This is a genomic window from Vibrio fluvialis (genome assembly GCF_900460245.1).
Lineage (GTDB): Bacteria > Pseudomonadota > Gammaproteobacteria > Enterobacterales > Vibrionaceae > Vibrio > Vibrio fluvialis.
Map to the genome: position 1 here is coordinate 1,940,682 of NZ_UHIP01000001.1, position 24,533 is coordinate 1,965,214.

A 24,533-nucleotide genomic window follows, 5' to 3' on the forward strand; every position below is an offset into this window, starting at 1 on the left:
AAAGGTCAGCTTAAGCTGACCTTTTCCATTCAATTATGACCTCAAACCAGAGACGCATTGATCGCAGCAAGCACTTTTGCAGGCTCAGCAGCTTGCGTAATCGGACGACCAATCACGAGGTAATCTGAACCTGCCTGAACCGCTTCGTATGGCGTCATAATACGGCGTTGATCGCCCACTTCCGAGCCAGCCGGGCGAATGCCCGGTGTTACCAGCTTAAACTCCTGACCAAGGCTCGATTTCAGCATGCTCGCTTCTTGTGCCGAGCAGACAACACCATCCAAACCGGAGTTTTTAGTCAGTGTTGCTAAACGCATGACTTGCTGTTGCGGTTCCACATCCAAACCGATGCCTGCCAGGTCACTTTGCTCCATGCTGGTCAATACGGTCACGCCGATCAACCATGGACGGTCTTTACCATATGGTTCAAGGATCTCGCGTGACGCCGTCATCATGCGTTCGCCGCCGCTGGCATGGACGTTAACCATCCACACACCAAGTTCAGCCGCGGCTCTCACTGCTTTTGAGCAGGTATTGGGAATATCATGAAACTTGAGGTCTAAGAAGACTGAGAAACCGCGTTTGTGCAGCTCACGTACAAATTCAGGACCAAACAACGTAAACATCTCTTTACCGACTTTCAATCGACAACTCGCTGGGTCGATTCTATCGACAAATGCCAGCGCATCCGCCTGATTGTCATAATCCAGTGCAACGATCACTTTTTGGTCGTTCATTTCTACTCCTAAGATACGCGTTGAGCCTAAAAAAATGCAGCCTATCCAGCTGCATGTCTTATTTAATCGGCGTCTAGCCAATTTCTACTATTATTCGCCATCTAAGCCGCGAATCGGCTTGATCGAGCCCCACCCTTTACACGATGGACAGTGCCAGTAAAGGGAATGGGTCGAAAAACCACATCGGCGGCAGCGATAATGTGGTTTGACTTTCATTTGCTCACCAACCAGTTTCTGAAGTGTTGACAAGCTCTCTTTCGCTCGGCCCTCTTCCGCTTCAGCAATATGGTAATCAATCAGACGATAGAAGCCTTTCATGGTTGGATTTTTGACCAGCTGACGGGTCAGCAGTTCTTGAGCCGAGGCAACACCATCATGTTGAGCAACCATCTGAGCCAGCATCAATTCAGCCGATACCCCGGCCTTGTTAGAGATACACTGACGCAGGAACTGCACAAGTTCTTGCTCTTGACCCAAATGGTGGTAACACTCTGCCAGTGTTGGCAATACCTCACCAATAAAATCAATATCCTGTTCTAAGACCATCTCCATATATTGGATGGTCTTGCGATAATCTTCATTTTCCAGATACAACTTGCCGAGCGAGATGCTGGCACGAACACATTTGGGGTCTTCTTGAAGCGCTTTCTTAAATAGTTGAATCGCTTTGCTATCATGACCGTCGGCTTTCTCTTGCATCGCTAGTTCACACCAGAAATGGGCAATACTCGTTTTCACGCGTTTGCGGCCCATCTTAACTAATGCCTGTGCACAATCGATCGCCTTGTGCCATTCACGTGTTTGTTGGTAGATAGCAGTCAATTGCTGCAGAGCTGACTCACGATGTTCTGGTTCGTCGACAAGCTGCTCAAATATGCGTTCGGCGCGGTCGAGAAAACCCGAAACCATATAGTCTTTCGCCAGCTGTTGCAGCGCAAGGTTCTTCTGGTCAATGGTCAGGCCTGAACGAGAGATAAGGTTCTGGTGAATACGAATAGCGCGGTCAACTTCGCCTCGGGAACGGAAAAGATTACCCAGCGCCAAGTGGGTATCGATGGTCTCGTTATCCACTTGTAATAGTTCGATAAAGTGATCAACCGCTTTGTCCGATTGATCAGACAATAGCAAGTTCAGCCCCGTTACGTACTGACGGGAGATTTGATGGGAATGCTTCTGCTTGTCTTGCTGGGCACTACGATTACCCATATACCACCCGTATGCGGCGGCGATTGGCAATAACAAGAAGAGAATTTCTAACATCTAAAAACAGCCTTATCCGATATTCGCTTTTTGTTCTGAAACAGAATGGGATGAGGTTTGTTTTTTCAGCTTTCTGTTCAACTTACGGATTTCAAGTTGCGATTTTAGATGCATGCTTCCAAAAATGATCCAGGCGATGAGAAAACCTACCACAAAAACCGACCCGAGTAGCGTCGATAGATGGAATTCGCCCTGAGCCAGCAGATAGTTGAACGTTACGATCTCCTGATTTTGAGACCCTAACGCCAATGCGATCAGGAAGAGAGCAAGTAACACAACGATTTTTATTATTTTCATAATCCATTACCTATTCACGAATTGGCTTCCTGATTATGCAGGAAAACAGCGCGACAAACCATGGCTATTCGAGTTTGCGCCCGCAAAAAAGCGGCACACTGAAACAGTATGCCGCTTTATACAAGAATCTTTACGTAAATCAAATGTTTTCGTTTACACGTTCACGAAGTTCTTTACCTGGTTTGAAGTGTGGAACGTATTTACCTTCCAACTCCACTTTTTCACCAGTTTTAGGGTTACGCCCTACTCTAGGCTCGCGATAGTGTAGGGAGAAACTGCCGAAACCACGAATTTCGATACGCTCTCCTGCCTCTAAAGTATTCGCCATGTGCTCAAGAATATCTTTTACTGCGTCTTCGATCTCTTTTGCAGACAGGTGTGTTTGCTCAGCACAGAGTCTTTCAATCAATTCAGACTTAGTCATAGTTTCCCTCATCGAGTTTTTATCCTGATTATAGTCAGTAATATCAATTCCAACAAACACTTGCTTAATATTGTAGAAAAAATCTACAGCTTCGCTAAATCTTTTTTGCACTCAAAAGATTTATTTTATTTGGCAGTTCGAAATCACAAGCCAGAGGAAGGATAAGAGAAGTGTTTAACGAAAGATAAAAAAAGGAGCCTTACGGCTCCTTTTTATTTAGCGATACGGAATTATTCGCCTTTAGCAGCTTTGAAAGCGTCTGCCATTGCGTTACCGAATGCAGCGTCATCTTGCTTGTTGATAGATGCCATTGCTTCTTGCTCTTCAGCTTCGTCTTTCGCTTTGATAGACAGGTTGATTACGCGGTTCTTACGGTCAACGCCAGTAAATTTCGCTTCAACTTTGTCGCCAACGCTCAGGATCAGAGTCGCGTCTTCTACGCGGTCACGAGAAACTTCAGAAGCGCGGATGTAACCTTCAACGCCGTCTTCTAGCTCGATAGTTGCGCCTTTAGCGTCAACTGCAGTTACAGTACCGTTAACCAGAACGCCTTTCTTGTTGTCTGCAACGTAAGCATTGAATGGGTCATTTTCCATTTGCTTAACGCCTAGAGAAATACGCTCACGCTCTGCATCTACAGCTAGAACAACTGCAGAGATCTCGTCGCCTTTTTTGTACTCACGTACAGCTTCTTCGCCTGGAACGTTCCAAGAGATGTCAGACAGGTGAACAAGACCGTCGATGCCGCCTTCTAGACCGATGAAGATACCGAAGTCAGTGATTGACTTGATCTTACCAGTAACTTTGTCGCCTTTAGCTTGTGCTTCAGCGAATGACTGCCATGGGTTAGCTTTACACTGTTTCAGGCCTAGAGAGATACGACGACGTTCTTCGTCGATATCAAGAACCATAACCTCAACTTCGTCGCCAACATTAACAACTTTAGATGGGTGGATGTTCTTGTTAGTCCAATCCATTTCTGAAACGTGTACCAGACCTTCAACGCCTTCTTCGATTTCAACGAAGCAGCCGTAATCAGTCAGGTTAGTTACACGACCAGTCAGTTTGTGACCTTCTGGGTAACGTTTAGCGATTGCTACCCATGGATCTTCGCCAAGCTGTTTCAGACCTAGTGATACGCGAGTGCGGTCACGGTCGAACTTAAGAACTTTAACTAGGATCTCGTCACCAACGTTAACGATCTCAGATGGGTGTTTAACACGTTTCCACGCCATATCAGTGATGTGCAGAAGACCGTCAACACCGCCAAGATCAACGAATGCACCGTAGTCAGTAAGGTTCTTAACGATACCTTTAACTTCAGTACCTTCTTGTAGAGTCTCAAGAAGTTCGTCACGCTCAACGCTGCTTTCTGATTCGATAACAGCACGACGAGAAACAACAACGTTGTTACGTTTCTGGTCTAGCTTGATTACTTTGAACTCTAGCTCTTTGTTTTCTAGGTGAGCTGTGTCACGGATAGGACGTACATCAACCAGTGAACCTGGTAGGAATGCACGGATACCGTTCAGTTCAACAGTGAAACCGCCTTTAACTTTACCGTTGATGATACCAACAACAGTTTCAGCTTCTTCGTAAGCTTTCTCAAGAACGATCCAAGCTTCGTGACGTTTCGCTTTCTCACGAGAAAGTTGAGTTTCACCGAAACCGTCTTCTACAGCGTCTAGAGCTACGTCTACTTCAGAACCAACTTCAACTTCAAGTTCGCCAGCAGCGTTCTTGAACTGTTCAGCAGGGATTGCAGACTCAGACTTAAGACCAGCATCAACAAGAACGTAACCGTTCTCGATCGCTACTACAGTACCTTTAACGATGGTACCTTGTTGGAATTCAGTCTCGTTTAGAAACTCTTCAAAGAGTTGAGCAAAAGATTCAGTCATTTAATTAATCTTCAATAAGTAAACGTCCACGGGTGTCCTACCACATGGGGTTATTAAATTCGCCAGTCATCATCCATGCGACCAACGCTCTTAACTGACGTGGTTTATTCCGCCAGCTTCGATTCGATATATTGTAGTGCCTTAACCACCACTTCGTCGATAGACATTTCGGTGGAATCTAGCAATAGCGCATCCTCTGCAGGGCGCAATGGCGCCACTGGGCGGTTACGATCTCGGTCGTCACGCTCTTGGATTTCGCTCAAAAGGGCGTCAAATTTAACATCAAGCCCCTTTAGTTGCAACTGCTTGAAACGTCTACGTGCACGTTCCTCAGCACTCGCATCAAGGAAAATTTTGGCTTCTGCCTGTGGAAACACCACAGTTCCCATATCACGGCCATCAGCAACTAACCCTTGGCCTTCCGCAAAAGCACGCTGTCTGCGCAGCAATGCTTCACGAACGCGTGGTAAAGCCGCCACTTTTGACGCTGCCATACCCGTTTCTTCTTTACGCAGTTCTTTGGAAACGTCTTCACCTTCGAGGATAACTTTTACCAAGTCTCCTTCTGCGATGAACTGCACATCCAAATGGGTGGCCAGCGGTACGAGTGCGTCTTCAGATTCGATGTCAACACCGTGGTGAATCGCAGCAAGAGCTAGCACGCGATAGATCGCACCAGAGTCTAATAGATGAAAACCGAGTTTGTTAGCCAACAGCATGCAAAGCGTGCCTTTTCCCGCTCCGCTTGGTCCATCAACGGTAATCACCGGTGTATGAGAGGACATGTTTTACTCCACTTTATTTTTGTTCGTGACTGACTTTGTCAGCGATTTACCGGCGGCAAATTATAAATTGATTCGGAGTCAGGTGCTAGGAAGGATTCAAGAAAGCGGCGATTTAAAGTCAAAATTTCAGGAGAAAAACTCAGATCTGAGACCTGAGTTTTTGATGTCAAAAACCTCAGTTATAACAAGATACGTTTGTCATTCTGAGCAACGATATCTGGCCCAATGCCTTTCACTTGCGTCAGATCTTCTTTAGATTTGAACGCACCATTGGCCTCACGATAGTCAACTATTGCTTGGGCTTTTTTCAGGCCGATACCTTTGAGTAAAGTCGCCAACTCTTCCGCTGGTGCCGTATTGATATTGACAGTTATCTCGACCCCTTCTGTAGCAGAAACATTTCCTTCCGCCCAACTGTGAGATACCGGCCAAGTGACAGCCAGGAGAATCGCCAACCAAAATTTGTGAATTTTCATACTGTATGTTCCTTGTAAAGTAAAAACGCCGCCGATCATAGGCCGGTGTGGCTTTACGGCATACCAAGAGAAACCAGAAATAAAATGGGCTGCAAACGCAGCCCATTTTGTTAAACATATCAGTTACAAGAAACTCAACTACTGGCTCACAGCATAGTACTTAATGTCGGTGTTCTGACGCAGCACGCTCAAAACTCCGGCAAGATCTTGCTGAACACCAATACGTGCTAATTGCGCACCAATTTGGTCGTGGTATTCAGTATTCACTTTTGCTTCCACCTTATCCAGCTCCACGACAATGATGTTGCCATCGAAGTCTTTCGCTTGTGCGTAAGTTACTGCACCTTCAGCGGGTTTAGGCATCGCGTACACGGTTCCTGCTAGAGGAGAACTGCGATCAATCATGTTCAAATCGCCAAACGCCAGATTATGTTGTTGCAACAGAGATTTATCACCTTGTTTCAAACCATCGACAAGTTTGCTTGCCAGCTCCAGAGCTTGCTGTTCGCCTTTCACTTTCGACAGTTGAGCAACCACTTGATCTTTTACTTCTGTCAGTGGCAGAACCATTTCCGGACGAGACTCCTCCACTCGTACCACCACCACATGCTCTGGGGCAACTTCAATGGCTTCAGAGTTCAAACCATCGTCTTTCACTTCTGGAGTCTGGATCGCTTTGAGAACATCTGCATTGTTCAGCGTTGCCGGAAGTTGCTGCTCAGAGACAAAATCCGTTTTCTGTACTGTTGCTGAAATCGCTTTCGCAGCCTCGTCCAGAGAATCTGGAGATTCAAACGCTACTTTTTCTAGTTCTGTTTGCAACTCGTAGAATTTATCTACGGCTTGCTGATCTTTCAGCTCTGCTTTGATATCTGCCGCGACATCAGCATATGGCTTCGCGATTGGCGCTTTCACTTCGTCCAATTTGATGATGTGGTAGCCAAAATCTGACTTCACCAGACCACTAATATCACCTGCTTGTTTCAAGGCAAATGCAGCACTTTCGAACGCGGGATCCATGGTGTCATGTTCGATCCAGCCCAGCGAACCGCCTTCTTCAGCACTACCGATATCCTGCGATTTTTCTTTTGCCAGCGTTGCGAAATCCGCGCCCGCTTTTAGTTCATCAAGAATTTCCTGCGCCGCTTTTTCATCATCACCCTGAATCAGAATATGGCTGACTTTGCGCTGTTCAGCAGAAGAGTACTTGTCCAGATGATCTTGGTAGTATTGCTGTGCCTGATCATCACTGATAGTGACCGCGCTTTTCAGCTGCTCTGCCGACAATTCGATGTACGAAAGTTTTACCTGCTCTGGACGGGTATAACGCTCTGGGTTTTGTTTGTAGTACTGCTCGATTTCGTCATCGCTCAGCTCAACATTCTTAGCAAATTCTGCTGGTGACAGCGTGATGGTACGAATATCACGAGTTTGAGAAATCAGTTCGCCCTGAGCTTCAACTTCGCCTTTCAGAGTGAATTCGCTGCCTTGTAGCGCGCTCATCAATTGGTTACGCACCAAATCACGGCGCATATACTCTGCAAACGAGTCTGGTGAGAAACCAGCTCGACGCAGTGCAGACTGGTAAATTTCCTGATCAAACTTGCCTTCGCTTTGGAACTGAGGCATGTCCAGAATCATTTGACGAATCTGATCATCACTCACACGCAGGCCCAGTGATTGTGCGTGCTGTTCCAGTAACAGGTCGTTGATCATACGATCCAGCACCGATTTACGGAAAGACGCCACGTACTCAGGATCTGCAAGCAAGTTAGCAAAGTAATCGCCTAGCTGCGCTTGCATGCGGTTACGTTCGTTCTGGTACGCTTGTTCAAATTCACCACGGCCGATTTCAGTTCCGCCGACTTTGGCTGCTGCATTATTACTGCCGCTGATCAGGTAGTTACCTACCCCTGCGAAGATAAAAGAAAGGATGATTAGTCCTAGGATAATTTTTACCGCGATGCTGTTCACGCCCTCGCGTAATCGATCCATCATAATTTTACTGCTCTCCGGGTTTGAAGTGACACACTTCAGCCAAAATTTTGAATAGCGCAATAGTATCAGAAAAAGAAATGCGCATCAGTATGATGCGCATAATTTCAAAAGGTTCGAATTAATTTTGCCTGAAAGGGGCAAAAGGATAATTCTGATTAGTTACAAGCGTCTTTAAGAGCTTTGCCTGCTTTGAACGCAGGAACTTTTGCTTCTGCGATTTGGATTTCTTCACCAGTCTTAGGGTTACGGCCTGTGCGAGCTGCGCGAGTACGTACTGCAAATGTACCAAAGCCAACTAGAGCCACCTGATCACCAGATTGAAGCGTGTCGCTCACTGCTTCAATGAATGCATCTAGTGCACGACCAGCTGAAGCTTTAGAGATATCAGCGTTAGCTGCGATTTGTTCTACTAATTGTGTCTTATTCACTGTGAATTCCCCTTCGGTCACCAATTATTATTTTGTTCGGTGCCTATTTCGTTCCATTAATGTTAAAAACTGGTCTAAAGCCTTGTTACAACTGGGCTGAAGGCCTAGTGAGTAACGTTAGCGCCCAAAAAAAACGCTGACAAGCCTTTTTCGACCTATCAGCGTAAACTTTTACTTATTTTTGCTGCACATCACTATTTTTTAGCGTCAAACTCGACACCAGTCGGGTCATTTTCAAGTGCAACCTTCAGTACTTCGTCAATCCAGCGAACTGGAATAACTTTCAGATCTGCAATCACATTCTGTGGAATCTCTTCCAGATCACGTTCGTTGTCCTTTGGAATCAGTACGGTTTTGATACCACCACGATGTGCAGCCAGCAATTTCTCTTTCAGGCCACCGATAGGCAGAACTTCACCACGTAGTGTGATTTCGCCCGTCATCGCCACTTCTGCTTTAACCGGGTTACCCGTCAGACAAGAAACCAACGCTGTACACATTGCCGTACCCGCACTTGGCCCATCTTTTGGTGTAGCCCCTTCAGGTACGTGCACGTGGATATCACGTTTCTCGTAGAAATCCGGGTTAATTCCCAGTTTCTCGGCCCGAGAGCGTACCACAGTCATGGCCGCCTGAATCGATTCCTGCATGACATCGCCCAGTGAACCTGTTTGAGTCAGCTTACCTTTACCTGGCATAGACTGTGTTTCGATGGTCAGCAAATCACCGCCCACTTCGGTCCAAGCAAGACCAGTAACTTGACCGATTCGGTTGAATTCATCCGCCTTACCAAAATCAAAACGTTGCACGCCCAGAAACTCTTTCAAGTTTTCCTGATTCACAGTGACCGTTTTCGTGCCACCGTTCAGCAGAATTTTCTTCACGGCTTTGCGGCAGATCTTAGAGATTTCACGCTCCAGGCTACGCACACCCGCTTCGCGCGTGTAGTAACGAATAATGCCAATGATGGCTGAATCCTCGATCACGATCTCGCTTGGTTTCAGGCCATTGCGTTCGATCTGTTTATTCACCAAGTGACGTTTCGCGATGTTCAGTTTCTCATCTTCGGTGTAACCCGACAAACGAATCACTTCCATACGGTCTAGCAATGGGCCTGGAATGTTCATTGAGTTTGAGGTAGCAACAAACATGACATCCGACAAATCGTAGTCCACTTCCAGGTAGTGGTCGTTAAACGAGTTGTTCTGCTCTGGGTCAAGCACTTCCAGCAGTGCAGAAGCTGGATCGCCACGCATATCAGACGACATCTTGTCGATTTCATCCAACAGGAACAGTGGGTTTTTCACTCCAACTTTCGCCATTTTCTGAATCAGTTTACCTGGCAGCGAGCCAATGTACGTACGACGGTGACCGCGGATTTCCGCTTCATCACGTACACCGCCCAGCGCCATACGTACGTATTTACGACCCGTTGCCGCCGCAATTGAGCGGCCCAGCGAGGTTTTACCTACACCTGGAGGGCCAACCAAGCACAGGATCGGGCCTTTCAGCTTATTGATGCGACTTTGTACTGCGAGATATTCAAGAATACGTTCTTTCACGCGCTCTAGGCCGTAATGATCGGCATTGAGGATCTCTTCTGCTTTCGAGAGATCTTTTTTCACTTTGGAACGTTTGTTCCAAGGCACGCTGACCATCCAATCGATATAGCTGCGCACAACCGTTGCTTCTGCTGACATCGGAGACATCATCTTCAGCTTTTGCAGTTCCTGCTCAGTTTTCTCGCGAGCCTCTTTCGGCATCTTCGATTCTTCGATTTTCTGTTTCAGCGCTTCGAACTCATCCGGCGCATCATCCATCTCACCCAGCTCTTTCTGAATCGCCTTCATTTGCTCATTCAGATAGTACTCGCGCTGAGATTTCTCCATCTGCTTTTTCACACGGTTGCGAATGCGCTTCTCAACTTGCAACAGATCGATTTCAGATTCCATCTGGCCCATCAAGAATTCCAAACGCTCAGAGACGTCCAAAATTTCCAGCACTTTTTGCTTGTCGATGAGTTTCAAAGGCATGTGTGCTGCGATGGTATCGGCAAGGCGCGCCGCCTCATCGATGCCGTTCAGAGACGTCAGCACTTCCGGTGGAATTTTCTTGTTCAGTTTGATGAAGCCTTCGAACTGATTGATCGCGCTGCGAACAATCACTTCTTGCTCTTTTTCATCAAGTTCAGGCGTAAGCAGGTACTCAGCTTCTGCTGAGAAAAACTCGCCTTCATGGAATTGGTTGATTTTTGCGCGCTGCTGACCTTCGACAAGCACTTTCACAGTGCCATCTGGCAGTTTCAGTAGCTGGAGGATGGTTGCAACTGTACCGACATCAAATAGATCGGTGATTTTCGGTTCGTCGGTTTCCGGCTGTTTTTGCGCGACCAGAAGAACCTGTTTGTTGTTGTCCATCGCTGCTTCTAGGCATTGAATCGACTTTTCACGACCAACAAACAGAGGAATTACCATATGTGGATACACCACCACATCGCGCAGAGGTAGTACAGGGATCTCGATACGCTCGGAACGTTCCAAGTTCATATTTATCTCTCTTCCGCTTTTCTATATATCGCAGTATATGGGGGCTAACTAACTGGATTCAATGACAGAATAAAAAAAAGGAGGTATTAAATACCTCCTTATATGTTTTAACATTCTGTTTTACTCAGCGCCAGCGGCCTGACTTTCACTTCCGGTGTAAATCAGCAGTGGTTCTGACTCACCGTTAATCACGGATTCGTCAATCACAACTTTCTCTACTTCAGTCATTGAAGGCAGTTCGTACATGGTCTCAAGCAATACGTTCTCAAGAATCGAACGTAGGCCACGAGCCCCTGTTTTGCGCTTCATAGCACGTGCAGCGATAGCGCGAAGTGCATCTTCACGGAACTCGAGATCTACATTTTCCAGCTCAAACAGAGCCGCATACTGCTTGGTCAATGCATTCTTAGGTTCGCACAGAATCTGAATCAGAGCTTCTTCGTCGAGTTCTGTCAGTGTTGCTGTCACAGGCAGACGACCGATGAATTCCGGGATCAAACCGTATTTCACCAAATCTTCTGGTTCTACTTGAGTAAACAGTTCACTCAGTGATTTGCTTTCGTCTTTTGAACGGACTTCTGCGCCGAAACCGATACCAGTACCAGTTGCGACACGTTGTTCAATCACTTTATCCAAGCCAGCGAATGCACCGCCACAGATAAAGAGGATCTTAGAAGTATCTACCTGTAGAAACTCTTGTTGAGGGTGCTTACGGCCACCTTGCGGTGGTACAGAAGCCACTGTGCCTTCAACCAGTTTCAAAAGCGCTTGCTGAACCCCTTCGCCTGACACGTCACGCGTGATCGACGGGTTTTCAGCTTTACGGGAAATCTTATCGATTTCATCGATGTAGACAATACCACGTTCAGCTTTTGCGACGTCATAGTCACACTTCTGTAGCAGTTTCTGGATGATGTTTTCTACATCTTCACCCACATAACCAGCTTCAGTTAGTGTAGTCGCGTCCGCCATTGTGAACGGTACGTCAAGGAAACGAGCCAGTGTTTCCGCCAGCAGTGTTTTACCACTACCCGTCGGACCGATAAGAAGAATATTACTCTTACCCAGTTCCACACCTTCACTCGTTGTATCACCGTTACGTAAACGCTTGTAGTGGTTATATACTGCAACCGCGAGCACTTTTTTCGCGTGTTCTTGGCCAATCACATAGTCATCAAGATGCTCACGAATCTGACGTGGCGTCGGCAGTGCCGAAGACTCTTTCTTCGGTAAAACATCTTTGATTTCTTCACGGATAATGTCGTTACATAAGTCGACGCATTCGTCGCAAATGTAAACAGATGGACCTGCGATTAGCTTGCGAACTTCGTGCTGGCTTTTGCCACAGAAAGAGCAGTACAGCAGTTTACTACTACCACCCTCTTTGCTTTTGTCTGTCATTCGCTAACCTCTTAGCCTTTACTCGTTATGGTTTGAGTGTATAACAATTTGAACCAAATTGCGTTAAACAATTCCCGCTCGATTACTCGCCGCGATGGGTCAAAAGTCCGTCCACCAGACCATAGTCTACTGCTTGTTGTGCCGACATAAAATTGTCTCGGTCGGTATCACGTTCGATCACATCAAGAGGCTGACCTGTGTGGTCTGCCAACAAGCGATTCAGCTTGTTTTTGATGGTCAGGATTTCCTGAGCATGGATCTGAATGTCTGATGCCTGGCCTTGGAAACCGCCCAGAGGCTGGTGAATCATGACACGTGAGTTAGGCAGAACATAACGCTTACCTGGTGCACCACCAGCCAGCAGAAATGCGCCCATTGAACAAGCTTGTCCGATACACAGTGTGCTCACGTTTGGTTTGATGAACTGCATGGTATCGTAAATCGACATACCCGCAGTCACACTGCCACCCGGAGAGTTGATGTACAGGAAAATATCTTTATCAGGGTTTTCAGATTCTAAGAAAAGCAGCTGAGCCACGACAAGGTTTGCCATGTGATCTTCTACTTGCCCCGTTAAAAAAATCACGCGGTCTTTTAACAAGCGAGAATAGATGTCGTAAGAACGCTCACCACGAGAAGTTTGTTCCACCACCATGGGTACTAGCGCGTCAATGATTGGCGACATTGCATTTTTTTCTTGGTAGCTCATAGTCTTATGTCCCTAAAATAAATGGCCCGGATGATGGGTAATCACACGGACCATTGTTAGCAGAATAGGCGACGTGTCGTCAACCTTTCTACGTTACAACTTGCTTATTAAGCAGCAACTTGTGGGTTCATTAGCTCGTTGAAGCTAATGGCTTTCTCAGTTACTTGCGCTTTAGCAATGATCGCGTCGATCGCTTGCTCTTCAAGAGCAACGTTACGCATATTGTTCATCATTTGCTCGTTTTGCTCGTAGTAAGCAATCACTTCAGTTGGATCTTCGTAAGCAGTCGCCATCTCTTCGATCAGCGCTTTAACTTTCTCTTCATCCGCTTTCAGTTCTTCAGCTTTGATCACTTCACCCAGCAGAAGGCCAACAACTACACGGCGTTTTGCTTGCTCTTCGAACAGTTCACGTGGCAGCTGGCTAGCCGCTTCCATGTTACCGCCGAAACGTTGTGCCGCTTGCTGACGCAGAACGTTGATCTCTTGGTCGATCAGTGCAGAAGGAACGTCAATGTCGTTCTCTTTTACCAGACCTTCAATCGCTTGCTCTTTGATACGCGCTTTGATTGCTTGCTTTAGTTCGCGATCCATGTTCTTACGAACTTCTGCTTTCAGTGCGTCTACGCCGCCTTCAGCAACACCGAATTTAGCAACGAATTCGTCGTTCAGTTCTGGCAGTTCACGAGCTTCTACTTTGTTTACTTTGATTGCGAATTTCGCCGCTTTACCTTTCAGGTTTTCAGCGTGGTAATCTTCTGGGAAAGTCACTTCGATTTCGAATTCCATACCTTTGGTTTTACCCACGATACCGTCTTCAAAACCTGGGATCATGCGGCCTGCGCCCATTTCCAGAGGGAAGTTCTCAGCTTTACCGCCTTCGAACTCAACACCGTCGATAGAACCAACGAAGTCGATAGATACGCGTTTGCCTTCTTCTGCAGCTTCATCAACTTCTTTCCAAGTTGCTTGTTGCTTACGCAGAGTTTCCAGCATCTCAGCTACGTCTGCTTCAGTGATTTCTGCAGCTGGCTTTTCAACGGTGATGTTTTCCAGACCTTTCAGTTCAACTTCTGGGTAAACTTCGAAAGTTGCTGTAAAGACTAGATCTGCGCCTTCTTTCACTTCTACTGGTGCGAACGTTGGTGCGCCAGCTGGGTTGATCTTTTCTTTTACGATAGCTTCGATGAAGTGACGTTGCATAACTTCACCAAGAACATCTTGACGTACTGCTTTGCCGTACATCTTAGCAACCATCTTCATTGGCACTTTGCCTTTGCGGAAACCATCGAAACGACGGTTTTTCGCGATGTTGCGTAGTTCAGCTGACACTGCATCTTCGATGTTTGCAGCTGGAACAGTAATATTCAGACGGCGCTCTAGGCCTTCTAGCGTTTCAACAGTAACTTGCATTGTTTATAAACCTCAAAACTGGCTCAGAGTTCCTGAGCGTCATGAGCCAAAACCTGGTTTCGGCTGCATCCTTGTGTTGCACTCAAAAGAGCACTTAACTGTAAATATTGAGCATCGATATTCAAAAGCTCAGTCGGCCTGAATATCGGACTAATGAGTGATATCTTTGACGATTTTGGCCGAAGAAAGGTATCTCTGATTAGTCTCAGGACAAAAATTTAGACGCAACATTCTACCGACCTGAGGATTCGCTGTCGAGCTAATCCCCCGCCAAGGAAAGGTCAATGTCCTAAAAACTCAACCAAGTGCTAAAAAATCCACCAAACACAAAGTGTCGATGGCTCTGAAATGGGGACAATATAGGCTTTTTCAAGGGAATCGAGGCTTTTTTTTCCTCAAAAGCTCAAAAAGAGATCTTGCTCTTGTTTTGCACTCTCATTTTGTCATCTTTTTAAGCACGGCAAGCGGAACTCCCAGTATCATGAAGCGGTGTCAGGGATTTGGATGAGTTGAGAGATCAGGATGTGGTCGATTCGCAGGCTTAGCGTACTGTTTTTTATTGTCTTTGTCGTCGTCACGGCCATGTCGGCGCATCTGGTTTGGCGTTATCAATATCAGAGTTTGTTGCTCGATCATCAATCTCAGTTGGATAAGTTCTCCAGCCTGATTACCGCGAAGCTGGACAAATACGCCCACATCCCGCGCCTGCTTTCTAAAGATAAGGAATTGGTTGACGCTCTGCTGCATCCGGCCAACACGGCGCAAATCGAAGTAACGAACCGCTATCTGGAACAAGTGAACGATGTGATTCAGGCCGCGGACACCTATCTGCTCGATCAATACGGTAATACGCTCGCCGCCAGTAACTGGAACTTAGACCGCTCCTTTATCGGTCGTAACTTTGCTTGGCGCCCCTACTTCTATCAGTCAATCGCGGGGGCTGACAGCCAGTACTTTGCCCTCGGTTCGACTTCCGGTCAGCGCGGCTATTATTACGCCTACCCAGTAGTTTACGCGGCAGAAATTCTCGGGGTCGTGGTCGTCAAAATGGATCTGTCCGCTATCGAGGAGAACTGGCAAAGCCAGAGCAGTTATTTTGTCGCCACCGACACCAATCAGGTGGTGTTTATGTCCAGCCAACCCTCATGGCTATTTAAAAGCGTCGGTAATCTGAGTGATACCACCCGGGATCAAATTCGCAGCAGTTTGCAATACCTCGACAAACCTATCGCCTCGCTCGGACTCACTGGCGATTTTTCCGCGCAGGAAACCGAGTGGTTCAATCATCGAATGGGCTGGATTAAGGGCGACTTTATTGTGTCCAGTCGCCAACTCAGTATGCCCGATCTGACTATTCGGGTACTCTCTCCGAAGATGAACGTATTTTGGGATGTATTCGGCTTTGTCATGATCCTCACCATGGTATTTGCCATCGTTTATCTGGCGATACTGCTCGCCCATCATCGCCAGGTTCGTCAGCGCCAGATCGAACAGTTGCAAGTGGAAGCCAAACAAAAGCTGGAATTTCTGGTGATGGAACGCACCGCCAAACTGCACGCCGAAATTGACGAGCGAATTCGCACTGAACAGGCATTGCGCCAAACACAAAATGAGTTGATTCAGGCGGCCAAACTGGCGGTACTTGGTCAGATGTCCGCCAGTATCAGCCATGAACTGAATAACCCGTTGGCCGCAATTCGCAGTTTTGCTGATAACGGCCGACGTTTTCTTGCCAATGGCAAATCAGAACGTACAGACGAGAACCTTGCCCGCATCTCAGCCCTGACTGAACGTATGGCCAAAATCAGTGAGCAGCTTAAGTCTTTTGCGCGCAAAAGTAGCAGCGATGAGAAAGCGGACGTTCAGATCTATCCGATTGTGGTGTATGCCAAAGAACTGATGCAACCACAGTTTAAGTCGCACTATATCGAGCTCAACATTCAGACGCCGCAGGAACCTGTGTGGGCCAGCGTCAACCCGATTCAGTTGGAACAGGTACTGATCAACCTGCTGACCAACGCGATGCAGGCGCTTGATGGCCAAGAGTCGCGCAAAGTGGCCATGACATTACTCAGTGATAGCGATGGCACATTGATTCATGTCGACGATAATGGCCCGGGCATTGGTCAGGATAAAATGGCGCATCTGTTCGAACCGTTTTTCACCACCAAACAAAATGGTCTGGGATTGGGCTTGTCCATTTCCCAACAAATTATACAAAGTATGAATGGCGACCTGACTGCGTCGGTTTCGCCACTCGGCGGCGCGCGCTTTACCATTCATTTGCCTCCATTGACCGCGCCGGCAACAGAAATAATGCAAGGAAAGTAGTATGTGCGACGTTTTTTTTATCGATGATGAGTCCGATATTCGCATCGCCATTGAACAAAGCTTCGAACTGGCTGAGATCAGCGCACGCTTTTTTGCCAGCGCAGAAGACGCCTTATTAGCGATAAAGCAGGATGGTTTGCCTTTGGTCGTGGTGACTGACATCTGTCTGCCCGGGTTGAGCGGCCAGAATCTGCTGTCCACCATTCGTCATCAGGATACGGATGTGCCTGTCATCCTCATTACGGGGCACGGCGATATTTCGATGGCCGTACAGGCGATGCACGATGGTGCGTATGACTTCATCGAAAAGCCCTTTGCCCCGGAGCGTTTGATGGAAACCGTCAGCCGAGCGATGGAAAAACGCAAGTTGATGCTGGAAAACCAGCAGCTCAAACGCAGTCTGAAAGCCAGTCAGACACTCGGCCCCCGCATCATTGGTGAAACCGCCAGCATTCAGGAGTTGCGTGACACCATCGCCCATATCGCCGATACCGATGCTGACATTCTGCTGTTTGGCGAAACAGGCACGGGTAAGGAATTGATCGCCCGCTCTCTGCATGAACAGAGCTCGCGCCGTGAGCAGAATTTTGTCGCCGTGAACTGCGGCGCGGTACCGGAAAACCTGATTGAAAGTGAACTTTATGGTCATGAGAAAGGTGCATTTACCGGTGCCGATGCCAAACGCATCGGTAAGTTTGAACATGCACAGGGCGGCACACTGTTCCTTGATGAAATCGAATCGATGCCAATGCAAGCACAAATCCGTTTACTGCGTGTGCTGCAAGAGCGCGTCATTGAACGGGTCGGTTCGAACGAACTGATTCCTCTCAATATTCGTGTGATTGCCGCCACCAAAGTCGATCTGAGACAAGCGGCGATGGAAGGCACTTTTCGTCAGGATCTCTACTATCGTCTCAACATCGTCACGCTCGATTTACCACCACTGCGTGAACGTAAAGAGGACATTCCAACTCTATTCCATCATTTTCTCCTTGTGGCCGCGGCACGCTATGGCAAAGCCGCCACATCGCTCGCCAGCCAGGATTTACAGACGCTGATGAATCATGACTGGCCGGGAAATGTGCGAGAACTGCGCAATGTCGCAGAGCGTTTTGTGCTGCTGGGCAAACTCGCTCAGCTGGATGACGCCCCTGCCGCCGCTTCGCTCAGCCTGGCAGATCAGGTGGCTGAATTTGAAAAAGTCGCCATCGAAAAAGCCTTGGTCGAGTGCAATGGCAGTATCAAACACACCATGGAAGTGTTGGCGATCCCGCGCAAAACGCTGTACGACAAAATGCAGAAATACCGCATTGATAAAGAGATGTACAAAGCCTGAGCATACCTGCCCTTTTTCCCTTGCTTGCTCGTATAAACTTGATGGGTCTCTGTGCAACAAGGATGTAGGAAATGAGCAGGAAACTTCGCTTACCCTGTGTAACAGAAACAATACTGATCGACGGCGTGTATTGTGAAGAACAACGCGTCAGCGTCGATCGGCGGGTAAAACAAATCAAATGGCGCTTCTATGAACGAAGAACAGGCTTGGCGGATTCACGTAGAAACCCGAGCAAGCCTGTGAGAGAGGTAGTCTGACTTTTCTTAAATCACAGCAACATGCTGTTATTTGGTAATGATTTCCGGCCCCATCAGCATAGTCGGTAACCAGGTTGATACCCATGGCACGTACGTCACGATGATGAGGAACAGGAACATAACGCCAACCCATGGCAGAGCCGCCTTGACCACGTTCATCATCGACATCTTCGCCACCCCGGCGGTCACAAACAAGTTGAGCCCGACCGGCGGAGTTATCATGCCGATCTCCATGTTCACCACCATCATGATGCCAAGGTGAATCGGGTCGATGCCCAGAGCGATTGCGATTGGGAAGACCAACGGCGCCACGATGATCAGCAGACCTGATGGCTCCATAAACTGGCCACCAATCAGCAGCAACACGTTCACCACGATCAGGAAGGTAATCGGGCCTAAGCCTGCCGACAGCATCGACTCCGTGATCATCTGCGGTACGCGTTCTTCAGTCAGTACGTGTTTCAGAATCAGCGCGTTGGCGATGATGAACAGCAGCATGATGGTCAGCTTACCGGCATCAAACAACGTGGCTTTGGTATCTTTGTGAATGAGCGACTCAAACACTTTAACGATCGCTGGTTTGGTGTTGGTCTTGTCGGCAAATGGTCCCATGTCGCGGTAGATAAAGTTGGCGATCAGGAATGAGTACACCGCCGCGACCGCCGCCGCTTCGGTTGGCGTAAAGATACCACCGTAAATCCCCCCCAGAATGATGACCACCAGCAGCAAACCCCAGCTCGCATCTTTCGCGGCCGCCATCGCTTCTTTCCAGCCAACAAACGGCTGCTTAGGCAGATTTTTCACACGGGCAGTAATGTAAATCGCGATGATCAGCATCAGACCAGCCAGCAGGCCCGGAATCACGCCGCCGAGGAACATACGGCCAACCGACACGTTGGTTGCCGCCGAGTACACCACCATCACGATCGAGGGCGGAATCAGAATACCCAGCGTACCCGCGTTACAAATCACGCCTGCGGCGAATTCTTTGGTGTAGCCATTTTTCACCATACCCGCGATAACAATACTACCGATCGCCACCACAGTGGCCGGTGAAGAACCCGACAGTGCCGCGAACATCATACATGCGACGACTGAAGCGACCGCCAAACCACCACGGAACCAACCCACCATAGCAATCGCAAAGCGGATAATACGTTTTGCCACACCACCGGTAGACATAAAGCTGGATGCAAGAATGAAGAAAGGGATGGCCAGCAGTGTGTAGTGCCCTTCAAAGGCGTTAAACAGGGTTTGTGCCACCGAAGCCAGTGAAGCTTCAGAGTGCCACATCAGAAACAGAATACTGGACAGACCCAGTGAAACCGCGATCGGCACGCCCGCAAGCATGAAGCCAACCACCATCAAAAATAACAGCAAAATCGCCATGGTTTACTTCTCCTTACCGTTGTCTCGCGATTCAGGCGTTGCCATCATGGCTTCACCCGCACCTTTCAGCTCTTCTTTCAGCGCTTCAAGATCTTCTTCTGCTTCGTGACCCGCAATGATGCGGTCCAGTTCGCCCGTCAGCACCTGATAACCCACTTGCAGAAAACGGAAAGTCAGCAGCGCCATACCCAACGGCAGCGCCATATAAGGAATGAAGCGCGGCATTTTTTCGTAAGCTTCACCCTCGTTAAACCAATCGGCTAAAAACTGCAGCATGTCCGGCATCGGAATATCGTCCGTTTCGTACCAGGCACGCTCGCTAACAAACGGATACCAGTAATTCCAGGAGCCAATCAGCAGCAGAATAGAGAAAGCAAGACAACACCCCACCGCAAACAGTGCCAGCAACTTGCGTCCGCCCTCTGGCGCGAGGTTAATCATCACATCGACACCGATGTGGAAGTGCTTTTTCACGCCGTAGGACGCGCCCACCAGCACCATCCATGCGAACATGAAAACGGTAAGCTCAAGGGCCCAAAGAATATTGTCGTTGAATAGATAACGCATAATAACGTTGACGAAAGTTAACAACGTCATAGCACCGAGGAAGAAGGCGATTAACGTCTCTTCGACCTTATCGGTCCAGTTGCCGACTTTAGAAAAGAATGACTGTTCCATGTGATACATCGCTCTATAAGGCTTTAATTATGGTGAGAAATGGCCTCATTGCCCGATACAATGAGGCCCACTTCTATTACTTGTTGTTCGAAGCTAGAGCGGCTTCGATCAAGTCTGAACCGATGTCTTTCTCGAATTTCTTCCACACTGGTTTCAGAGCATCAACCCAAAGCTGGCGCTGCTCAGGAGTCAGTTCACGCACCACACCACCCGCTTCGATGACGTATTGCTTGTTCTGCTCTTCCACTTTGTTGGATTCCGCGTTACGAGTTTCGGTGACTTCCTTCAGAATCGTCGCCAGCTGGTCACGCACGTCTGCTGGCAGGCCGTCCCACCACTTGGTTGATGTAACCACCAGGTAATCCAGGATACCGTGGTTGGTTTCAGTAATGCCGTCCTGTACTTCAAAGAACTTCTGACCGTAGATGTTCGACCAAGTGTTTTCCTGTCCATCGATAACTTTGGTCTGCAGGCCGCCATACACTTCGGCAAACGACATTTTCTGTGGGTTGGCACCCAACTGTTCGAACTGAGCAACCAGCACATCCGACGCCTGAACACGGAACTTCAGACCTTTCGCGTCTGCAGGCACCAGAATTGGCTTGTTGGCCGAAATCTGCTTCATACCGTTGTGCCAGAATTCCAGACCTTTCACGCCACGACGGTTCATCGCATTTTTCAGCTTCTCACCCGCATCAGAGTTCTGGAAACGGTCTACAGCATCAACATCATCAAAAAGGAACGGAAGGTCGAAAAGGCGGAACTTTTTGGTGAATTTTTCAAACTTAGACAGAGACGGAGCAGCCAGTTGAACGTCGCCATTCAGCAATGCTTCCAGTACTTTGTCATCATCGTACAGCGTTGAGTTAGGGAACACCTGCATACAGGCTTTGCCGTTCATCTCTTCGTTAACGCGCTTTTCCAGCAGTGAGGCAGCAATCCCTTTCGGGTGTTTGTCTGTGTTGGTCACGTGGCTGAACTTGATCACGATTTCACCCGGATCACAACTGTTCGCAGCAGCATTGAAGCTAGTGACAGCAAGAATAGAGGCAGTTAACAGGGTAAGAGGCTTTAACATTATAATTCTCCTTGGTTGGATTCATCAGTCCCGTCGCTGGGTACTGGATGAACTGTAGGAGCAATTAGTAAGCCAACTTGCTACAAACTGTTAACAGTTTATATTTTACAAAGAGTTACAGCTATTGAGCATGCAAATGAGTACAAGACTTTCAATTCATACCCTTAAAAATGGGTGGAAATTGACCCATGAGAAAATGGCGTTTGGGTCAGTTTCCACCCGTTTTCGAATCAGTTGAGTTATTGTTGTTGCTCGCCTGATATGCCGTACTCTTTATCACCAATCGCAATCAGTTGGTTGGCTTCATCTGGTGCAAACCCTGCCAACACCATGCCACAGAAATGGGGAGCCGCCATCGACGTCCCGCTTTTGCTGGTGACTCCGCCCCCAAGCTGAGTGGACACAATATTAACCCCTGGCATGGCGTATTCAACGTAAGTCGGAATCGTTACGCCACCGACCGTGTATGAACTTACCGATGTGTTGTAGTTTGACCAGTATGGCGGAATGGAACTGCTATCAATGGCTGCGATGGTATAAACATTAGTTCTTTGCACCTGCGCGGGCGTGTAGTTGGAGATATCCGTCCCACTGTTCCCCGCCGCAATCGAGAAAATAATGCCTTTACTAGCTACATCATTTATCGCGCTGTCCAGCGCTTGAGAAGTGCCTGAACCACCCAAGCTCATGTTGACACAGTCTCCAGCATGCGCATTATCGTCCGTCCACTGCTGGCCGACAAAATCCACACCAGCAATCACCCCCGACATGCTGCCACTGCCGCTGTTATCCAGCACTCGCACTGGCACGACTGTCACGCCAGCGGCGATGCCGACCACATCAATTTGGTTGTTGATCGCACCGATCGTTCCCGCCACATGGGTGCCATGTCCGTTCCCATCGGATGTTTGGTTGGGTTTGCCGCGCGCGTAGTTTATGCCCAGACTGGCATCCACATTTAAGTCGGGATGGCTGGCATCAATACCCGTGTCGATAATCCATGCTTTGGTGCCTGAGTTAGGCGTTCTTGGCCCTCCCACGAAAGTTACACCCCAAGGGGTTACCTGAGGAGGCTCAGTTGACGATCCGGTATCGCCGCCGTTGCTTGGTTTTCCACCTCTGGGCATCGCCTGAACCAGCATATCCGGTTCAATGTAATCAATATCCGGAAAGCGATGTTGCAGTCCCTGTAATGCGGTCAGCGGCATATGCACCGCAAAACCCTGAATCGCATTCTGGTAGCGAAACAGCACTGCGCCTCTCTGGTTCTCAATCGCGGCTAAAACTTCTTCAGCTTTTGAGGGTGAGACATCATTCTTCAGAACCACGATGTAACGGTCGGACAAATCAATCCCCTGATTGATCACAGACCAGGTCAGTGGTGAGACGAGAGTTGCGACAAGAGTGAGAGAAAGTGTGGTTGAGCGCATAACTAAGTTCACTTTTTATTGGTTAGGTGGCTTAATTATAGATGCTATTGATAGATTGGTTATTTAGTGACGGACTTTGAAAAAGGTAAGTGCACCCTCCTTCTGAGCCAATCGCTGACTCAGTCGCACCCCCGTGCTATTCACCCAAGCCTCCCCCGAGTACCTGAGTATTGGCGGAGAGTGCACTTAATCCGGAACCATCGTGGTAAACCCTATCGACAAAAAAGATCAAGGGTTCACCATGATGTGTTAACAACCAACAATTTTAGCCCAAAAATCACGTGCCAGTAGCCACAATTGTCCTCTCGCTAAGATGGAAACCTCTTTGTGCAGGACACGCGTTTATACATCAACTTTTACCAAGACTACATGGCGGCTTTGACTGCCTTTGCCAATTTCTGCGCTGCTTCATGCGGATCGGCATCGCTATCGTTAAAGAAGTTACTGACTACGTCAAACATCGCTGCCTGAGCATAACTTGTGGTTGCCATACCGTGTGCCATGCTCGGCACCAATGCCCCCGTCCTCGCCGAAGACTTAAACTCGCGCATTGAATCTATCGCACATTGGTCAAACTTTGACATATCCATGTCGGTTCGAACCGGAATCGAACCTTTGTTCAGGTTAAACACCTCCTGAAAATCCGGATCCAGAATGGTTTTTGCCAGCGCTTTCTGCGCTTCAATGTTCTCTTTGTCGCTCAGTTCGAAAAACACAAAGCTGTCGACGTTATAAATAAACTCTCCGGCAGTACCGAGTGCTGGCAGGCAGAGATAATCCTTGCCAGGTTGTTTTCCCGCCGCAGAGAACTCACCTTTTGCCCAGTCACCCATAATCTGCATCGCCGCTTGGCCATTAATCACCATTGAAGTAGCGACGTTCCAATCCCGCCCCGGCGCCGCCGCATCGATATAGCGGTGCAGTTGTTTAAATCGGGTGAACACTTGAACCATCTTGTCACCCGACAATGTCGCCATATCCAGATCAACAAATGCTTTGACGTAATCCTGCGCACCCAGAATATCCAGCGCCAAGGTTTCAAATACCGTGACGTCCTGCCAAGGCTGACCACCATAGGCGAGCGGAATAAACCCAGCGGCTTGAATTTTCTCTGCCGCAGCAAAGAACTCGACGAGATTTTTCGGGATATCCGCACCAGACTTTTTGAACACATCAGGGTTTGCCCAAATCCAGTTCACCCGGTGGACGTTCACCGGCACAGCCACATATTCATGGTTGTATTTCATCACATTGGTGATCATCGGCGGGATGATGTTATCCCAGTCTCCGGCTTCAGCTACATCATTCAGGTTGGTCAGAAAGCCCAAGCTCGCCCACTCCTGAATATCATGCCCTTTTATCTGGGCAGCGGACGGAGGATTGCCGGAAACAGCCCGGGTTTTGAGCACCGTCATTGCGCTTTCTCCCCCGCCCCCTGCGACAGCAAAATCCTTCCAGGTATGGCCTTGCTTTTCCAGCATCTCTTTGAGTACTGCGTTGGACTTCGCCTCGCCACCGGAAGTCCACCAGTGCAGAACTTCCACTTCGCCGCCATAAGCCAGCGAGGCAGAAAACAGTAAACTGGCCGCGAGTAAGGTTTTTGATAGCTTCATGGTTAGGTCCAACTCGGTTTTATGATTCAAGGCTGACGTTAGGAACG

General features: G+C 48.2%; 20 protein-coding genes and 1 pseudogene. 2 read left to right on the forward strand and 19 right to left on the reverse strand.

The features are described from left to right. Positions 1–41: 41 nt before the first annotated feature. From pyrF to DYA43_RS23245, 14 genes and pseudogenes are all read right to left on the reverse strand, one after another. The gene (gene pyrF / locus DYA43_RS09120) at positions 42–737 is read right to left on the reverse strand and encodes an orotidine-5'-phosphate decarboxylase (protein ID WP_020327816.1); all 696 of its coding nucleotides are present in this window, start codon (positions 735–737) and stop codon (positions 42–44) included. A 90-nt stretch (positions 738–827) separates the two neighbouring features. Continuing rightward, positions 828–1,997 (reverse strand): lipopolysaccharide assembly protein LapB, encoded by a 1,170-nt coding sequence (lapB, locus tag DYA43_RS09125; RefSeq protein ID WP_024374735.1) that lies wholly within the window; start codon positions 1,995–1,997, stop codon positions 828–830. Between the two features lie 12 nt (positions 1,998–2,009). Next, a complete protein-coding gene (locus DYA43_RS09130) occupies positions 2,010–2,294 on the reverse strand; it encodes a LapA family protein (protein ID WP_020327818.1) in 285 nt (94 codons plus the stop codon). 139 nt (positions 2,295–2,433) lie between these two features. After that, complete coding sequence (gene ihfB / locus DYA43_RS09135; RefSeq protein WP_020430001.1) at positions 2,434–2,718, reverse strand: integration host factor subunit beta; 285 nt, start codon at positions 2,716–2,718, stop codon at positions 2,434–2,436. A 230-nt stretch (positions 2,719–2,948) separates the two neighbouring features. Further along, entirely contained in the window at positions 2,949–4,619 is a 1,671-nt protein-coding gene (gene rpsA / locus DYA43_RS09140; RefSeq protein WP_020327821.1) for a 30S ribosomal protein S1, read from the reverse strand. A gap of 104 nt (positions 4,620–4,723) precedes the next feature. Then, positions 4,724–5,404: a (d)CMP kinase gene (gene cmk / locus DYA43_RS09145; protein ID WP_024374736.1), complete on the reverse strand. Its 681-nt coding sequence runs from the start codon at positions 5,402–5,404 to the stop codon at positions 4,724–4,726. 179 nt (positions 5,405–5,583) lie between these two features. After that, positions 5,584–5,880, reverse strand: coding sequence for a ComEA family DNA-binding protein (locus DYA43_RS09150; protein WP_061056677.1), 297 nt, complete (start codon positions 5,878–5,880; stop codon positions 5,584–5,586). Between the two features lie 138 nt (positions 5,881–6,018). Beyond that, positions 6,019–7,878: a peptidylprolyl isomerase gene (gene ppiD / locus DYA43_RS09155; protein WP_061056678.1), complete on the reverse strand. Its 1,860-nt coding sequence runs from the start codon at positions 7,876–7,878 to the stop codon at positions 6,019–6,021. Positions 7,879–8,033: 155 nt separating this feature from the next. Beyond that, positions 8,034–8,306: a non-specific DNA-binding protein Hbs gene (gene hbs, locus DYA43_RS09160; protein ID WP_004726502.1), complete on the reverse strand. Its 273-nt coding sequence runs from the start codon at positions 8,304–8,306 to the stop codon at positions 8,034–8,036. A 194-nt stretch (positions 8,307–8,500) separates the two neighbouring features. Then, positions 8,501–10,852, reverse strand: a complete 2,352-nt coding sequence (gene lon, locus DYA43_RS09165; protein ID WP_020327825.1) for an endopeptidase La — start codon at positions 10,850–10,852, stop codon at positions 8,501–8,503. Between the two features lie 120 nt (positions 10,853–10,972). Beyond that, entirely contained in the window at positions 10,973–12,253 is a 1,281-nt protein-coding gene (clpX, locus tag DYA43_RS09170; RefSeq protein WP_020429992.1) for an ATP-dependent protease ATP-binding subunit ClpX, read from the reverse strand. Positions 12,254–12,335: 82 nt separating this feature from the next. Next, positions 12,336–12,962 carry an ATP-dependent Clp endopeptidase proteolytic subunit ClpP gene (gene clpP / locus DYA43_RS09175; protein ID WP_020327827.1) on the reverse strand — a complete coding sequence of 209 codons (627 nt, stop codon included), beginning with the start codon at positions 12,960–12,962 and terminating at the stop codon, positions 12,336–12,338. Positions 12,963–13,069: 107 nt separating this feature from the next. Continuing rightward, a complete protein-coding gene (gene tig, locus DYA43_RS09180) occupies positions 13,070–14,374 on the reverse strand; it encodes a trigger factor (protein WP_020429988.1) in 1,305 nt (434 codons plus the stop codon). Positions 14,375–14,682: 308 nt separating this feature from the next. Beyond that, positions 14,683–14,817: pseudogene (locus DYA43_RS23245) on the reverse strand (TolB protein); the annotation flags it as partial. Between the two features lie 79 nt (positions 14,818–14,896). Here DYA43_RS23245 and DYA43_RS09190 point away from each other — a divergent pair. Then, positions 14,897–16,705 carry a sensor histidine kinase gene (locus tag DYA43_RS09190; protein ID WP_061056679.1) on the forward strand — a complete coding sequence of 603 codons (1,809 nt, stop codon included), beginning with the start codon at positions 14,897–14,899 and terminating at the stop codon, positions 16,703–16,705. A 1-nt stretch (position 16,706) separates the two neighbouring features. Then, complete coding sequence (locus DYA43_RS09195; RefSeq protein ID WP_061056680.1) at positions 16,707–18,041, forward strand: sigma-54-dependent transcriptional regulator; 1,335 nt, start codon at positions 16,707–16,709, stop codon at positions 18,039–18,041. Positions 18,042–18,325: 284 nt separating this feature from the next. Here the strand turns inward: DYA43_RS09195 and DYA43_RS09200 are convergent, their stop codons facing one another. From DYA43_RS09200 to DYA43_RS09220, 5 genes are all read right to left on the reverse strand, one after another. Next, positions 18,326–19,687, reverse strand: a complete 1,362-nt coding sequence (locus DYA43_RS09200) for a TRAP transporter large permease (protein WP_020429982.1) — start codon at positions 19,685–19,687, stop codon at positions 18,326–18,328. Between the two features lie 3 nt (positions 19,688–19,690). Further along, a complete protein-coding gene (locus DYA43_RS09205) occupies positions 19,691–20,365 on the reverse strand; it encodes a TRAP transporter small permease (RefSeq protein ID WP_020327832.1) in 675 nt (224 codons plus the stop codon). Positions 20,366–20,441: 76 nt separating this feature from the next. Beyond that, positions 20,442–21,443, reverse strand: a complete 1,002-nt coding sequence (locus tag DYA43_RS09210; RefSeq protein ID WP_032081811.1) for a TRAP transporter substrate-binding protein — start codon at positions 21,441–21,443, stop codon at positions 20,442–20,444. Positions 21,444–21,682: 239 nt separating this feature from the next. Next, positions 21,683–22,873 (reverse strand): S8 family serine peptidase, encoded by a 1,191-nt coding sequence (locus tag DYA43_RS09215; protein ID WP_061056681.1) that lies wholly within the window; start codon positions 22,871–22,873, stop codon positions 21,683–21,685. A 365-nt stretch (positions 22,874–23,238) separates the two neighbouring features. After that, a complete protein-coding gene (locus DYA43_RS09220; RefSeq protein WP_061056682.1) occupies positions 23,239–24,486 on the reverse strand; it encodes an ABC transporter substrate-binding protein in 1,248 nt (415 codons plus the stop codon). Between the last annotated feature and the right edge of the window lie 47 nt (positions 24,487–24,533).